The 14,236-nt window shown below is 65.2% G+C and carries 12 protein-coding genes; 9 read left to right on the top strand and 3 right to left on the bottom strand.

All coding sequences use genetic code 11. The features are described 5' to 3' along the window. Positions 1-3: 3 nt before the first annotated feature. The 4 genes from J5251_RS10885 to J5251_RS10870 are packed head-to-tail and all read left to right on the top strand — an operon-like array spanning position 4 to position 4,413. A complete protein-coding gene (locus J5251_RS10885) occupies positions 4-1,185 on the top strand; it encodes an NAD(P)/FAD-dependent oxidoreductase (protein ID WP_139005273.1) in 1,182 nt (393 codons plus the stop codon). Next, complete coding sequence (locus J5251_RS10880) at positions 1,182-1,457, top strand: (2Fe-2S)-binding protein (protein ID WP_139005272.1); 276 nt, start codon at positions 1,182-1,184, stop codon at positions 1,455-1,457. The genes J5251_RS10885 and J5251_RS10880 overlap by 4 nt, the downstream gene beginning before the upstream one ends. Then, a complete protein-coding gene (locus J5251_RS10875) occupies positions 1,454-2,932 on the top strand; it encodes an NAD(P)/FAD-dependent oxidoreductase (RefSeq protein WP_208573958.1) in 1,479 nt (492 codons plus the stop codon). Before J5251_RS10880 ends, J5251_RS10875 begins: the two co-directional genes overlap by 4 nt. Positions 2,933-2,940: 8 nt before the next feature. Continuing rightward, complete coding sequence (locus J5251_RS10870) at positions 2,941-4,413, top strand: aldehyde dehydrogenase (NADP(+)) (RefSeq protein ID WP_139005270.1); 1,473 nt, start codon at positions 2,941-2,943, stop codon at positions 4,411-4,413. Between the two features lie 163 nt (positions 4,414-4,576). On the opposite strand, the gene J5251_RS10865 is transcribed toward J5251_RS10870, so the two are convergent. From J5251_RS10865 to J5251_RS10855, 3 genes are all read right to left on the bottom strand, one after another. Continuing rightward, the gene (locus J5251_RS10865; RefSeq protein WP_208573957.1) at positions 4,577-5,431 is read right to left on the bottom strand and encodes a class I SAM-dependent methyltransferase; all 855 of its coding nucleotides are present in this window, start codon (positions 5,429-5,431) and stop codon (positions 4,577-4,579) included. A gap of 26 nt (positions 5,432-5,457) precedes the next feature. After that, positions 5,458-6,327 (bottom strand): alpha/beta fold hydrolase, encoded by an 870-nt coding sequence (locus J5251_RS10860; protein ID WP_208573956.1) that lies wholly within the window; start codon positions 6,325-6,327, stop codon positions 5,458-5,460. 174 nt (positions 6,328-6,501) lie between these two features. Then, positions 6,502-8,139, bottom strand: coding sequence for a LuxR family transcriptional regulator (locus tag J5251_RS10855; RefSeq protein ID WP_208573955.1), 1,638 nt, complete (start codon positions 8,137-8,139; stop codon positions 6,502-6,504). Between the two features lie 37 nt (positions 8,140-8,176). Here J5251_RS10855 and J5251_RS10850 point away from each other — a divergent pair, with 37 nt between their 5' ends. The 5 genes from J5251_RS10850 (at position 8,177) to J5251_RS10830 (ending at position 14,215) form a co-directional block, all read left to right on the top strand. Further along, positions 8,177-8,794 carry a dihydrofolate reductase family protein gene (locus J5251_RS10850; protein ID WP_208573954.1) on the top strand — a complete coding sequence of 206 codons (618 nt, stop codon included), beginning with the start codon at positions 8,177-8,179 and terminating at the stop codon, positions 8,792-8,794. 389 nt (positions 8,795-9,183) lie between these two features. Next, entirely contained in the window at positions 9,184-10,089 is a 906-nt protein-coding gene (locus tag J5251_RS10845) for an ABC transporter ATP-binding protein (protein ID WP_208573953.1), read from the top strand. Then, on the top strand, positions 10,089-11,714 hold the full coding sequence (locus J5251_RS10840) for an ABC transporter permease (protein WP_208573952.1): 1,626 nt from the start codon (positions 10,089-10,091) through the stop codon (positions 11,712-11,714). Before J5251_RS10845 ends, J5251_RS10840 begins: the two co-directional genes overlap by 1 nt. Positions 11,715-12,192: 478 nt before the next feature. Then, positions 12,193-13,527 (top strand): TrkH family potassium uptake protein, encoded by a 1,335-nt coding sequence (locus tag J5251_RS10835; protein ID WP_208576133.1) that lies wholly within the window; start codon positions 12,193-12,195, stop codon positions 13,525-13,527. Then, the gene (locus tag J5251_RS10830; RefSeq protein WP_171059355.1) at positions 13,520-14,215 is read left to right on the top strand and encodes a potassium channel family protein; all 696 of its coding nucleotides are present in this window, start codon (positions 13,520-13,522) and stop codon (positions 14,213-14,215) included. Before J5251_RS10835 ends, J5251_RS10830 begins: the two co-directional genes overlap by 8 nt. The last annotated feature ends 21 nt before the right edge of the window (positions 14,216-14,236 follow it).

Raw genomic sequence — 14,236 nt, 5'->3', positions numbered from 1 at the left:
CGCATGAATCCAGCCAGCGACGTCCTTGTCGTCGGCGCCGGCGTTGTCGGCTCCGCGATCGCCTACTTCGCCACCCTTGAAGGCCTGTCCGTCACCGTACTTGAACGGGGCCTCCCCGCCAGCGGCACCTCCTCGGCCTGCGAAGGCAACATCCTGGTTTCGGACAAGGAACCCGGCCCGGAGCTTGAACTGACCAAGTATTCGCTTGGAGTCTGGAAGCAGGACCTTGCCGAGCACGCCGACCTCTGGGAGTTCGAGGGCAAGGGCGGCATCATCGTCGCCTCCCGCGAATCCAGCCTGGCCTCGCTCAACCGGCTCACCGCCGCACAGCGCAGCTACGGAGTCGACGCCCGGGAACTGAGCACGGATCAGTTGCGGGACCTTGAGCCGAACATCTCCCCCGGCGCCCTCGGCGCCGCCTACTATCCCGAGGACAGCCAGGTCCAGCCCATGCTCGCCGCCGCACACCTGCTGCGCCTGGCCCGGGCCAACGGCGCCCGGTTCTTCCCGAATACCAAGGTCACCGGCTTCTTGAACGACGGCGGAAAGGTCACCGGAGTGCGCACAAGCGCCGGGAACTTCGCCGCCGGCGCGGTGGCCAATGCCACGGGCACCTGGGCTGCCGACCTAGCCTCGCTGGCCGGCGTGAACGTTCCGGTCAAACCGCGCCGCGGCTTTGTCATGGTCACTGAACCGCTACCGCCGATGATCCACCACAAGGTCTACGCCGCCGAGTACGTCGACAACGTGGGCAGCTCGGACGCCGGCCTCCAGTCTTCACCAGTGGTAGAGGGAACCCCCGCCGGCAGCATCCTGATCGGCTCCAGTCGTGAACGCGTCGGATTCGACAGCACCGTCAGCGTACCCGCGCTGCGGGCCATGGCAGAGAACGCCACCGCGCTGTTCCCCTTCCTCAACAAGGTGAAGATCCTGCGCCACTACCACGGCTTCCGCCCGTACTGCCCGGATCACCTTCCGGTTATCGGCCACGACGAACGGACGCCCGGGCTCTGGCACGCCTCCGGCCACGAAGGAGCCGGCATCGGGCTCTCCGTAGGCACGGGCAAACTGATGGCCCAAGCCCTGGCCGGCAAGGAACCCGAATTGTCCTTGGCCCCGTTCGCACCCCACCGTTTCGGCGGCTTCCAGTCCGGCTCCACGACTATCCAGGAGGCCTGCGCATGAGTCACAAAATCAACGCAACCTTCAACAACCGCCCGCTCACCGCCGAGGACGGAACCACCGTCGGCGCCGCCCTGATGGCCAACGGGGTCACCTCATGGCGCAACACGCGCAAGGAGGGCAAGCCGCGTGGCCTGTTCTGCGGCATCGGAGTCTGCTTCGACTGCCTGGTGGAGGTCGACGGCGAGCCCAACCAACGCGCCTGCATGGTGCGGCTCACCGATGGCATGCGCGTCAACGGGGCAGTGACCGATACCGCGGAGAAGGAAGCATGAGCAGCATCGAACACTACGACGTCGCTATCATCGGCGCTGGTCCCGCAGGGCTGGCCGCGGCCGCTACCGCCGCAGAACACGGCGCGCGGGTTGTCTGCATTGACGCAAACGACCAGCCCGGCGGCCAGTTCTGGCGGCACCGCCCCGAGGAGACTCATCCTGCGGACGATGGCTCCCTGCACCACGATTGGAAGACTTACCTCCGGCTGCGGGAACGGTTCGATGCAGCCTTGGGCGGCAGCCTTCGCTTCTATGCCGGCCGCCATGTATGGATGGCCCAGCGCGAAGAGAGCGGCTTCACGCTGCGCACCACCGCCAGCGCCCAAGCAGGCCGAGCAGCGCCCGGTCCGCAAACTGTCCGCGCCACCCGGTTGGTGGTCTGCGCCGGAGGCTACGACCGGCAACTGCCCGTACCCGGCTGGGACCTGCCCGGTGTGATGGCCGCCGGCGGCATCCAGGCGTTCATCAAAGCCAACGGGATGCTGCCCGGAAAGCGTTTCGTAGTTGCCGGGACCGGTCCTTTCCTGCTGCCTGTGGCCGCGAACCTCGCCGATGCCGGCGGCGCTGTCGCTGCAGTGTGCGAGTCCGCCGACCTCACGGGTTGGTTCCCGCATCTGGCCACAGCTGCCCGCGTTCCGGCCAAAGCTCTCGAGGGAGCGGCATACGCGAAGTCCTTTCTTAAGCACCGGATCCCGTACCGCACGCGAACCGTCGTCACCGAAGTTCTCGGAAGCGACCGGGTGCAGGCCGTCCGCACCGCAAAGGTCGATTCCCGTGGCCGGACGGTTCCTGGCAGCGAGCGCTTGATCGAGGACGTGGACGCGGTGGGCTTCGGCTGGGGTTTCACGGCCCAGCTGGAGCTGCCGGTTGCCCTCGGCGCCGAAACCCGCGTCGACGACGACGGCTCGCTGGTCGGCGTCGTCGATGCGCAGCAGCATTCCAGCGTGCCCGGACTCTACCTCGCCGGTGAAGTCTCCGGCGTCGGTGGCGCGGCGCTGGCCGTCGTCGAAGGCCTGATCGCCGGACGTGCCGCGGCGGCGGCCACGGCCGCGCGACCATCCGCGGCAGAATCGTCGGCGGCGGATCCGCGACTTGTCCGAAAAGCGGCGACATACCGGGCCTTCGCCCGCGCCATGCACCTGGCCCATCCGGTTCCCGCCGGTTGGCAGGACTGGCTGCGGCCCGACACCACCGTCTGCCGTTGCGAAGAAGTCACCGCCGGTGACATCGCCGCAGCCAAGAAGCATCTGTGCGCCACCGATGCGCGGACCATGAAATCCATGACCCGCACCGGCATGGGTTGGTGCCAGGGCAAGGTTTGCGGTTTCGCCGTCTCCTGCCTCGCCGGCGCGGAAGGCGCGTCCGCGGAGTCGTTGCAGTCCGTTGCCAAACGCCCCGTCGGCGTGCCCGTCACCCTGTCAGAACTGCTCACGCTTGAGGACGAGCAAGTCCTCGAAATCACCACAGACCACTAGGAGAATCGATGACCGCCACCACGGCAACCGTCCCCGAAACCACCACCCCCGACCAACTCGAGTCAGTCTTGGCCGCCGCCCAGGCCGCTTCCCGCACCTGGGGAGCGTGGCTCCCGGCCGAACGTGCCACCGCGCTGGAGTCCGTGGCCGACGCGTTGGATGCCGCCACCGGGGAGCTGGTTCCCACGGCCATGGCCGAAACGAACCTGCCCGAGGGCCGCCTTACCGGAGAACTGAAGCGCACCACCTTCCAGCTCCGCCTTTTCGCCGAAGTCCTGCGCGATGGCGGCTACCTCGACGCGCGAATCGACCACGCGGATCCGGACTGGCCGATGGGCGCTCCGCGTCCTGACCTGCGTCGCGTCCTTGAACCGGTCGGTCCGGTGCTGGTCTTCGCCGCCAGCAACTTCCCGTTCGCGTTCTCCGTGGCCGGCGGCGATACCGCTTCCGCCCTTGCCGCGGGAAACGCCGTCGTACTCAAAGCACACTCTGGCCATCTGAAACTGTCCCGCCAGACCGGGGACGTTGTTACTGCAGCCCTCGCCGCGGCAGGTGCACCGGAGGGCATCTTCGCCGTTGTCTTCGGCACGGACGCCGGCCGCGAGGCGCTGAAGGACCCACGCGTCAAGGCTGCAGGATTCACCGGCTCCATCCCCGGCGGCCGCGCCCTGTTCGACATCGCCAATGCCCGGCCGGAACCCATCCCGTTCTACGGCGAGCTTGGCAGCAATAACCCAGTCTTCGTTACTGAAGCGGCCGCCGCGGTCAACGGCACGGACATCGTCAACGGTTTCATCGCCTCCTTCACTGCGGGCGCGGGACAGTTCTGCACCAAGCCCGGCACCATCCTTGTCCCCGCCGGCTCCGGCATCACCGAAGCCCTGCGCCAGAGCGTTCTGCCGGCGGCGGCCAAGCTGCTCAACGCCCGTATCCAGAGCGGCTACGAGGAAGTCCTGGGCCGGCTCGGCTCCGACAGCCGGCTGTCCGTCCTGGTCCAAGGGCCGGACCCGTTGGCCGATCCGCCCAGCCCCACCCTGCTGCACACAACCGCTGAGGCCATGCTCGCTGCCCCGCACGAACTGCAGCAGGAATGCTTCGGCCCCACCGCCGTGGTCGTGGAGTACGACGACGAGACGCAGCTTGAGCAGCTGGCGGAAACATTCGAGGGCCAATTGACCGCAACGGTCTTTGGTACCGAGGACGACCGGGTTGCCGGCCTCATCAGTGTGCTCGCGCGCAAGGCTGGCCGGGTGCTCTGGAACCAGTGGCCCACCGGCGTCTCCGTCACCTACGCCCAACAGCACGGCGGGCCTTACCCGGCTACTACCGCTTCCGGCTCCACCTCAGTCGGCACGGCTGCCATTGGCCGCTTCCTCCGCCCGGTCGCATACCAGGGCATGCCCCAGCATCTGCTGCCCGAGGCCCTGCAGGAAGAGAATCCGCTGGGCATTCCGCGCCTGGTGAACGGTAAGCGGGCCTAGCTTCCACGCGTTGTCCCACAGCGACGCCGGCGCTCACCACTTTGGTGAGCGCCGGCGTCGTACTTTGCTTGCCAATCCCAATCGGCGAAGGCTTCTCGTAGAGCTGTGCCTGGATGTAGCCGGTCCTGGACTGCGTCACTATCAAACAGGGACTCGAACTGGTTCACAGCTTTCGTGCGGTGCCGATGTTGATCTCCGTTTTCAGTTCTGCGACCGGTCGGCCCGCGGCACGCTCCCGAAGCATACCCGTTAACACTTGGAGCGCATCGGTTCGTTGATCGTCGGTCAGACCCGCAGCCATTCCTGCCCCGATCGGATTGCTCGACGCGGCAGTCTTCCACAGGCTCGCCGCGGATTCTATCTGCATGTCCCAGCTGACCGTTTCCACAGCAACTTCGGCGAACCCGGCCTCGCTGAGCTTGCCGCGGAACACCTCTGGATCCGCCAGCTGGAATGGCAGTGGCGGCGGATCCACTGGCAGCGCCGGAGCCTGTGGAACTGCAGCCCGGATGGCACCCATGAAGAACCCGATAAACTCAGCCTTCTGCAGCCGCCCGAAGGCCACGACGATCGCCTGTCCGCCCGGTTTGGTTACCCGCCGCAGTTCGGCGAGACCGGCCAGGACGTCGGGGAACAGGGAAACTCCATGCTGCGACGCAACAACGTCGAATACGCCGTCTGGAAGATCGAGGGCGCAGCCATCCATCACCCGGGCCTCTAGGTTCGACATCCCCTCTGAGTGGGCACGGGCCGTGAGGCATTCGATCATTACCGGCGAAATGTCGGTAGCAAGGACCTCGGCCCCCAGACGGGCGGCAGGGATACTCAGGGCACCGCTGCCGGCCGCGACGTCGAGGAACTTGACGCCCGGACCGATGTCTGCCCGGCGGAGCACTTCTTCGCCGAACCGGACGCTCTGAGGTGTCATAAACTCATCAAACGCGGGCGCAATCCTGTCCCATGCTTCCCGGATCGATGGCTTGGCATCGGCCGGCTGCATTGATGTGGTGTCAGTCATTTTCGGCTCCTTGTCGTTTTGGTCCGTCACGCAGGTTCCAGCGCCGCACGCAGAGCATCAATAAAGGCGGTCGGCTGTTCGAAGGCCGGATCGTCGCGGCAGTCTTCGATCACGTGCAGCGCCCAGCCGTAACGGGCAGCGGCCTCTTCAACTGTCTTGAGCCGCACCTGCAGGTCATGGCGACCGTGGATCAGGGTTGTCGGAACATCGATCCGGACCAGGTCCGCCGGCGGAATCGGCCGCATGCCCAAACCCGTTATCTGCCGGCGTGCTGACGCCTGGACGCTCGCTGTACGGACCCGGTCGAGCGCGTAGTCCATCAAAGGCTCCCAGCTGTCGCCGGTCTGCCGCCGGATCTGCTCTCCGTCCAGGAAACACTTGGAGAAGAACCGATCCCGGCTTTTGGCGGTGGGCCGGGCCATGAAGCCCATCATGGGTATGGCAAAGCTCGGTGAGGGTCGATACCAGCCCAGACCCACAGTATCCACCAGCACGAGATTGGCGATGCGATGACCATGATTAGCCACATACCGGGCAGCGAGTGCACCGCCCACCGTGTGTCCTACCAGCGTGGGCGCGGAATCACAGGTCTGGTCGATGAGTTCACCGAGCCATGCCAGCACACCCTCCGCGTCCAGCGGGATCCCGTCGACGATTTCCGATGCGCCTTGCCCGGGCAGATCCGGTATGACCAGATGATGCGTCTTCATGAGTTCGGGTATCACCCGGATCCACACAGCGGCGAACTCCCCGGCACTGTGCAACAGCACGATGGGTGGGCCGTCGCCGCCTTCCAACACGGCAGTGGAGACGCCATTGAGCGTCCGAATCTTTTCTACCAGCGGGATCGCGGCAAGCACGCGCTCCCGGGTTCGCGTCCCTTCATTGCTGTTCACTGTACTCACCTGTTTCTGCTCAATCCGTTCCTTACGATTGAGCATCCCATCGGGCGTGCGGTGCCGCATCGGGAATTCAGACCATCCGAACCGACCGATGGTAATGGGCAATTTTGTGTAGGGCACGGGGCGAGGGCAGTTGGTAGCCGGTTGGAAGTTGGCGTGGCGCGCCGGCTAGGTGAGGTCGTTGTCGTAGGCGTACGCTGCGGCTGCAGTGCGTGATGACAGATCGAGTTTGGTCAGGATATTGCTGATGTGGCGGGAGACGGTCTTTTCACTGATGACCAAGGTATTCGCGATCTCGCGGTTGGTCACGCCGGTGGCTACGAGCCGGAGCACCTCTATTTCCCTGGCACTCAGTCCTCCGGCGGTACGCGCCGACGAACGTCTCGAGACTTCTGCGATCTCCATCAGGTCCGGTGCCGCCCCTAGCTTCTCAAAGACCTGCGCCCCCGCGTCGAGTTCCATTTCTGCAGTGTCATGGTCTCCCAACGCGTGGAAGGCCCGGGCCATGAGGATACGGAGCCGTGCCCCTTCATAGGGAGCGTCCACCTCTTGCCATGCCAACCACGCCGCGCGCATGGTGGTGCAAGCAGACGTGTAATCGCCTTCGCTGACGAGAATCGAGCCACGTACTGATCCGACCATGGCCTGTAAGTACGGGGAGTCGAACCGTACGGCAATCCCCTGCAGATCCTCTGCAGCCGACTTTGCCCCATCGGAATCGCCCGCTGCGAGAGCGATCTCGACGTACGCTGCTAGGATTTTCGCCCGCTCGACCGGCCGCTCAGCAGCATCCGAGGCCACCCGGCGAATCGCCGCATATGCGTCTTGTACATGCCCTTGGGCCAGCCGCAGCAGGGCCAGACCCGGATGCATATTGTGCCCGTAGGCAGCGGCCTCGCGGTAAGCTGCCTCGGCCTCGGCGTACTTGCCCCGCAGACGGAGGATCTCCGCCTGCTGGTATTGGGCCATCCCCATAACGGGGTTCTCAGGCTGTGCCGAAAGATGCTCGCAGGCGCGATGTATCTCGGTCATCGCGTCCTCCCATTGGCCGTGCAACTGCATGATCTCCGAGCGGTGCACCAGACACTGGCCGCGGTATGGCCTGAGGCCTTGCTGCTTGGAGCACCATTCACTCAAAGCTGCTGTCCATTCCTGGGCACGGCCCAAGTCGAAGATGTCCCGGCAGGCCAGTATCACGGCGCAGTACACGATTCCGGCAGCGATCGGAGTAACATCGCCGGTGGTCACACACAACATTGCCTCATCCAGCATGGCAACGCCTCGTGCCGCCTCCCCCATCGCGACCAGCGCCTGGCCAAGGCCGAGCCGGCTGAGAGCTGTGAGATCGGCGTCGTCGAACTCATTGGCTATGGCCACCAGCTTGTCGAAGGTCTCGTAGGCGCTTGCAGGGTCTGCCTCCAAGGCCTGCAAGCCAGCCGGAATCATCAAGTACCCCTGCTCGACAGAGCCCGGCAGCCTTTCGTCGACCAGCCGCTGAGCCCGGCCGAGCCACCCTCCGCCCCGGGCATGCTGGCCGCGAAGAAGCAACGTGATCCCGAGCCAAAACGCGCACCGTACGGATCTTTCGATCCCGCCCTGTCCGAGGTACGCCTGGTAGGCACGCTCCAGATCCGCGACGGCGGCCTCGTCCCGGCCGGTGAGGTATGCGGCTATCCCGAGGCGTTCAAGATCGGCGGCCTCCAGCGAGCATGCTCCGTCCGCCTCCGACAAGAACTGGTACGCGTCGTCCCAGGCATACTCCAGACAAGCTGCGCGGCCCTGCTCGATCGATTCGGTGATGGCCATAGTTGCCTTTCGTCGAGGGCTCCATTTTACGTCCGGGGTGAGTACGCTGTGGAGGGACAGCCAGCACCCACCGCTCAGCCAGGAGGACATCGTGCGGCGGATCATCAACTCGACCTATATTTCGCTCGACGGGGTCATCAAGAATCCCCAGACCTGGCCGACCCTCGAAGGGCACGACGACGCCGGCTCGGATCTTCAGCTTCAGCTGCTGCAACAGTGCGACGCCGTCCTGCTGGGGAAAGAGACCTTCGAGAGCTTCGCCTCCGTGTGGGAGGGTCAATCGGGAGATCCCTATACCGACCAGATCAACCGCATGACAAAGTACGTTGTCTCGTCGACGCTGGCCGAGCCGAGCTGGGAGAACAGCACTGTCATCACCGGTGATCCCGCCGTCGAGGTCCGGCGGATCAAGGGGCAGCCCGGCAAGGACATTGTGACCTATGGCTTCGGCCGGCTGGGGCGGGCGCTGATGGAACACGGCTTGCTGGACGAGATCCGGCTATGGGTCCACCCGTTCTTCATCGGCGGGACAGACACGAACAGCCTGCTGTTCGGACATAGTCCCGCCGCGCGCCTGGACCTTGTGAACACTCAAGCCCTCAACAACGGCATCGTCGTCCTGTCTTACACAGTTCGCCATAGGCCTGGCAGCTGACCGCGCCCAAATCAGCTAACGGCGTTCCCGGCACCAGCAGACATCGCAGCGCGTTCAGCCTACGCTGGCAACAGCATGATCTCGGATGGCTCATCTGCGTGTGAGGGAGTTGATGTGAAGATACTGCTGCTCACAGCGGGGACGCCCGGCGAGGGGGCACCCTTCGTTGTTCTGGCGCGCCGGCGGCGGACTCCGGACACGCAGGCGCCTGCTCGCCGGCGCAACTGGCCAGCAAAGCAATGCGGCCGGGAAGAGCTCTTCCGTCGCAGATGCGCCGCTTGTAGGCTGGGCAGCGGAGAGCCGGGAAGCCTGGTCGGCACGCGGGAATTTGCCTGCGGAACGCCGGCTCGCTCGTGGCCGCGTTTGCACTGCGCGGAAGGGGACTGGTCATGTGTACCGAGTCAATTGTTGAAACTGTCGCACTCGTGAAGGATTTCGGTCGTGTCCGGGCCTTGGACGGCCTTGGATTTTCGGTTGCCCAAGGCGAGGTCCACGGGTTCCTAGGTCCCAACGGGGCAGGGAAATCCACTACGCTGCGAGTACTGCTGGGCCATATCCGTGCCACCTCGGGAGAAGTTCGGGTCTTTGGCCTGGACCCCTGGGCACATGCCGTGCAGACCCATCGGGACATCGCCTATGTTCCGGGGGATGTGAATCTGTGGCCGAATCTCAGCGGCGGCGAAGTGATCGATCTGCTGACCGGGCTACGCGGAGGCGCCGACGAGCATCTGCGCCGGCAGCTCATTGACGAGTTTGAGTTCGATCCCCGCCGCAAAGCCCGAACCTATTCGAGGGGCAACAGGCAGAAGGCCGCACTCATTGCCGCTTTCGCAAGGCCGGCCCGCCTCTACGTGCTGGACGAACCGAGCGGGGGCCTGGACCCGGTCATGGACACGGTCTTCCGCGGGCAGATCCGGCGTGTCCGCGCTGAAGGAGCAACAGTCCTGCTCTCGAGCCATATCCTGGGCGAGGTCGAGCAGTTGTGCGATAGGGTCACGATCATCCGCAAAGGAACGGTTGTGGAAACAGGTTCGCTGGCGGACCTGCGCCATCTGCGACGCACACATGTGCGTGCCACCGGTGTCAGGGAACCGGGAGCCGTCACCTCGCGTCCGGAACTACACGATCTGCGCGTCGAGGGTACAACGATTGAATTCGATGCCGAAGCAACAGATCTTGACGGTGTCCTGACCAGTCTTGCCGAGGCCGGCATTGGAGGTCTTGAAGTTGCGCCGCCATCACTGGAATCACTGTTTCTGCGCCACTACAGCCGCCTGGACGGACAGGCACGCTGATGGGCGCGACCCTGCGTCTGGCCGTGGCTCAGGCCAGACGGGACCGCTGGCAGCTGTGTATCTGGGTTCTGGGCATCTCCGTTCTGGGACTCGCTGCGGCCACCGCGGTGGGCAGCGAATTCGGCGCCGAGGCCGAGCGCGCGGGCATCATCGCCGTGGCAGCTGCCAATCCGGCCTTCCTGTTTCTGCGCGGGCTGCCCGATGGGACCGGAATCGGGGCGGTCGTGTTTTTCCAGGGCTATGCTTTCACGGCAGTGCTTGCCGGATTGATGAGCACTTTCCTGGTCATCCGGCACACCCGAAGCGAGGAGGAACTCGGGCGGGCGGAACTGTTGGGCTCCTCCCCCATCGCCAGAAGCGCTCCACTGGCCGCGACCCTGCTGCTGGGCGTTGCCGCCAACGTGCTGTTGTCGGTGTTCACCGCCGCGGGTTTCGTCGCTGGCGGGCTTCCCGCCGCGGGTTCTGCTGTCGCCGGGCTTGCGGTCGGCGCCGCAGGCTTCTTCTTCGTTGCCGCGGCGGCGGTACTCGCGCAATTCCTGCCATCCGGCCGCGGGGCGAACGGGGCCGCGGCCGCCCTTGTCGGGCTGGCGTACCTCCTCAGGGGAATTGGCGATGCGCTCGGAACGGCAGAGTCCGATCTGATGAGGGTCACCAGCGCCTGGCCGTCCTTGCTCTCACCCATCGGGTGGGGCCAGCGTTCGCGCCCGTTCACTACTGCCGACCCGCTACCGCTGCTGGTCCCGGCCGTGGCGGCTGCCGTCCTGGCGGTACTGGCTCTCCGGATTCGGCAACGGCGGGATCTCGGGGCCAGCCTCCTGCCAGACCGGGCAGGGCGGGCACGCAGCAGCGCGGCGGGCCGGTCACTGGTTGGCCTGGCGTGGCGGCTGCAGCGCGCGACTCTTGCCGGGTGGGCTTTGGGCGGGGCAGCTTTGGGGACGGTCGCTGGGGCGCTCGGACCGGTAGTTTCGGACACAGTGGCCGGCAATCCTTCACTGGCTGAGCTCATCGCCCGGCTGGTGCCGGGAAGCCGTGCGGACGTGGTAGATGTCTTCGCTGCCGCGCTGCTGGGTATTGCCGGTGTCCTTGGCGCTGCAGCCGGGGTGCAGGCAACGCTGCGGATGCGTGCCGAGGAAGCAGAGACACGGGCAGAACTGCTGCTCGCGGCACCGAAGTCACGCGCCCGCTGGCTGGCCGCGAATCTGGCCGTTGCTGCCTTTTCGGTCACGACTGTATCCGCCGCGGCCGGCATAGCCGCGTCAGTCGCGCTGGAAGCCACGGGAACCAGAGGCAACGGGGGAACCATGGTTCTGGCTGCCCTGGCCCATGTGCCCGCGGCACTCGTATTCACCGCGGTAGTTGCCCTGATCTTCGCCGTTGTGCCACGGCTGACCGTTCCGCTGGGTTGGGGACTGGTCGCGGCCGGCCTGGTTCTCGGCCAGTTCGGGGAACTGCTCCGGCTGCCCGCGTGGCTGCAAAACCTCAGTCCCTTCCGGCATTCCCCGGCGCTGCCTGTCGAAGACCTGGACGTTACCGCCATCAGGGCAGCACTCCTTCTTACCGGAGCCGCGGCGGTCTTGGCCGCCGTAGCCACCGGCCTGCTCAACAGACGCGATTTCACAGACTAAACAACATGTGTCGGCCGTGCCAATCGGCGGTCCCATGGACGCTGCTGCCGGTCCGCGGTCTGTCTGATGCCCACGGCACTTCTTGATGATTTCTTAACGCCTCCACCTGCTGTTTTACGCTGTTTTGCCCCCACCATCGGAGTAGTGTGATCAATCGCGTCAGAAACTGCATTAGAAAGAAGAATTACCTTGGGTGGTTTAACCCAGTTCCTTGTTCCGGAAGGCCCGCCACCGTGGTGGAACCCGTCGTCCCATGTGATGCGGTACCTGCTCCTCGGCCGAAGCGATACCACACCCGTGATGCGGGCGATTGTCCACCAAAACGAACCCGACCCACAGCGACGACCCGGGACCCACATTGGTTGAGCCCCGCAACAGGCCCCCAGGAGCCAAGACCACAACGCCTGGCCGAGTCGGCAGAACCTTTGGGCGCACCCTCGACCGGTTAAAGCCCAGGGCGGACACCGGTGCAGCACTCCTGCAACGGGTACGTCCGCGGCATCCGGCGCAGGTCATAGCCCTCGGCTTTGTCGGCGCGATCCTGGCCGGCACCGCAGTGCTAATGTTGCCGATGTCCAGGCAGGGCCCAGGCGGCGCCACGTTCCTTGAAGCGCTGTTCACGGCGACCTCTGCGGTCTGCGTGACCGGGCTAATCGTCGTGGACACGCCGGTCTACTGGACAACGTTCGGGCACGTCGTGATCATGGTGCTGATCCAGCTGGGCGGTTTCGGGGTGATGTCCTTCGGGGCGCTGCTGGGCGTGCTGATGGCCGGGCGGCTGGGACTGCGCGCGCGAATTTCGGCGGCGGCAGAGACCAAGAGCGCTGGCTTCGGCGACGTCCGGCGCGTGCTGCTCGGTGTCCTGAAGATCAGCCTGATCACCGAAACCGTGCTGGCCGTGATACTCACCCTGCGCTTCATCACCGGATACGGTTACCCGCCCGGCGAGGCCCTCTGGCACGGTGTGTTCCACTCGGTGTCTTCGTTCAACAACGCAGGTTTCGCGCTGTATTCGGACAGCTTGATGGGCTTCGTCGCGGATCCGTGGATCTGTCTGCCGATCGCCGCGGCGGTTATCGTTGGAGGGCTCGGCTTCCCGGTTCTGTTCGAGCTGGCGCGTCACTACCGGCGTCCGATCCACTGGTCCATGAACACAAAGCTGGTGCTGATGGGCTCGGCGATCCTATTGGCCGGAGGGTCGGTCTTCATCACCGCGGTGGAGTGGACGAACCGGGCGACGCTCGGCGCACTGGATCCAGGCACGCGGGTTCTGGCCGGGTTTTTCCAATCCGTCATAACCCGCACAGCAGGTTTCAACAGCATCGACATCGGCCAGATGAACCCGGTGTCTTGGCTTGGCATAGACATCATGATGTTCATCGGCGGCGGCCCGGCGGGTACGGCGGGCGGCCTGAAGATCACCACCTTCGCCGTGCTCTACTTCATCCTCTACACCGAGATCCGGGGCGAAGCCGCTGTAAACATCTTCGGCAAGCGGCTCTCCCGTTCGGTGCACCGCCAGGCCATGACCGTGGTGCTGCTGGCCATCGCCTTGGTCGTCACAGCCACCATGGCCCTGATGTTTCTCTCCGACGCCGGCATGGAGAAACTGCTGTTCGAAGCCGTCTCCGCATTCGCCACCGTGGGCCTGTCCACCGGCATCACCGCCTCGCTGCCGCCGGCCGGACAGGTCATCCTGATCATCCTGATGTTCGTCGGCCGACTCGGCCCGGTCACGCTGGCCTCCGCGCTGGCGCTGCGCTCACGGCCGATCCTGTACGAATTCCCGAAAGAAAGGCCCCTCATTGGCTAGGATCCCCTTCCCCGCACGATCCTTCGACCGGATCGCCGAGGCGGACTCCGTCGTCGTTATCGGTTTGGGCCGCTTCGGCGGCTCGCTGGCCCTGGAGCTTGAGTCCCTGGGCACCCAGGTCCTGGGCATCGACGACAGCGAAGAGACCGTCCAGTCCTTCAATGGGCTGCTCACCCACGTTGTCCGCGCCGACGCAACCAAAGACGAAGTGCTGCGGCAGCTCTCCGTGCCCGAGTTCGACCGCGCCGTGGTGGGGATCGGCACCGATGTGGAGGCCAGCATCCTCACCACATCCCGGCTCCTGAAATTCGCCAAACCCGGAATCTGGGCCAAAGCCATCAGCGAACCGCACGCCGAGATCCTCGAACAACTCGGGGTGCACCATGTGATTCGGCCCGAGCACGACATGGGCCGCCGGGTGGCGCACCTCGTCCGGGGAGCGATGCTGGACTATGTCGAGTTCGAAGACAATTTCGTCATGATCCGCACCACCCCGCCGGCTGTGGCACAGGACCGCCCACTGGAGGTACTGCAGCTTCGCTCAAAATACGACATCACCGTGGTCGCTGTTAAGCGCAAGGGCGGACAATGGGAACACACAACCCCGCAGACCGTGCTCTACGACGACGACCAAGTCATCGTCCAGGGAGCAAAGGACAAAGCCGAAGCATTCAGCGCCCTCGTCTGATATCGGCGACCACCTGTTAGG

The organism is Arthrobacter crystallopoietes, from assembly GCF_017603825.1.
GTDB lineage: Bacteria > Actinomycetota > Actinomycetes > Actinomycetales > Micrococcaceae > Crystallibacter > Crystallibacter crystallopoietes_B.
Note: the sequence above shows the minus strand (reverse complement) of the source record. Positions and strands in the feature narration are given on the sequence as shown.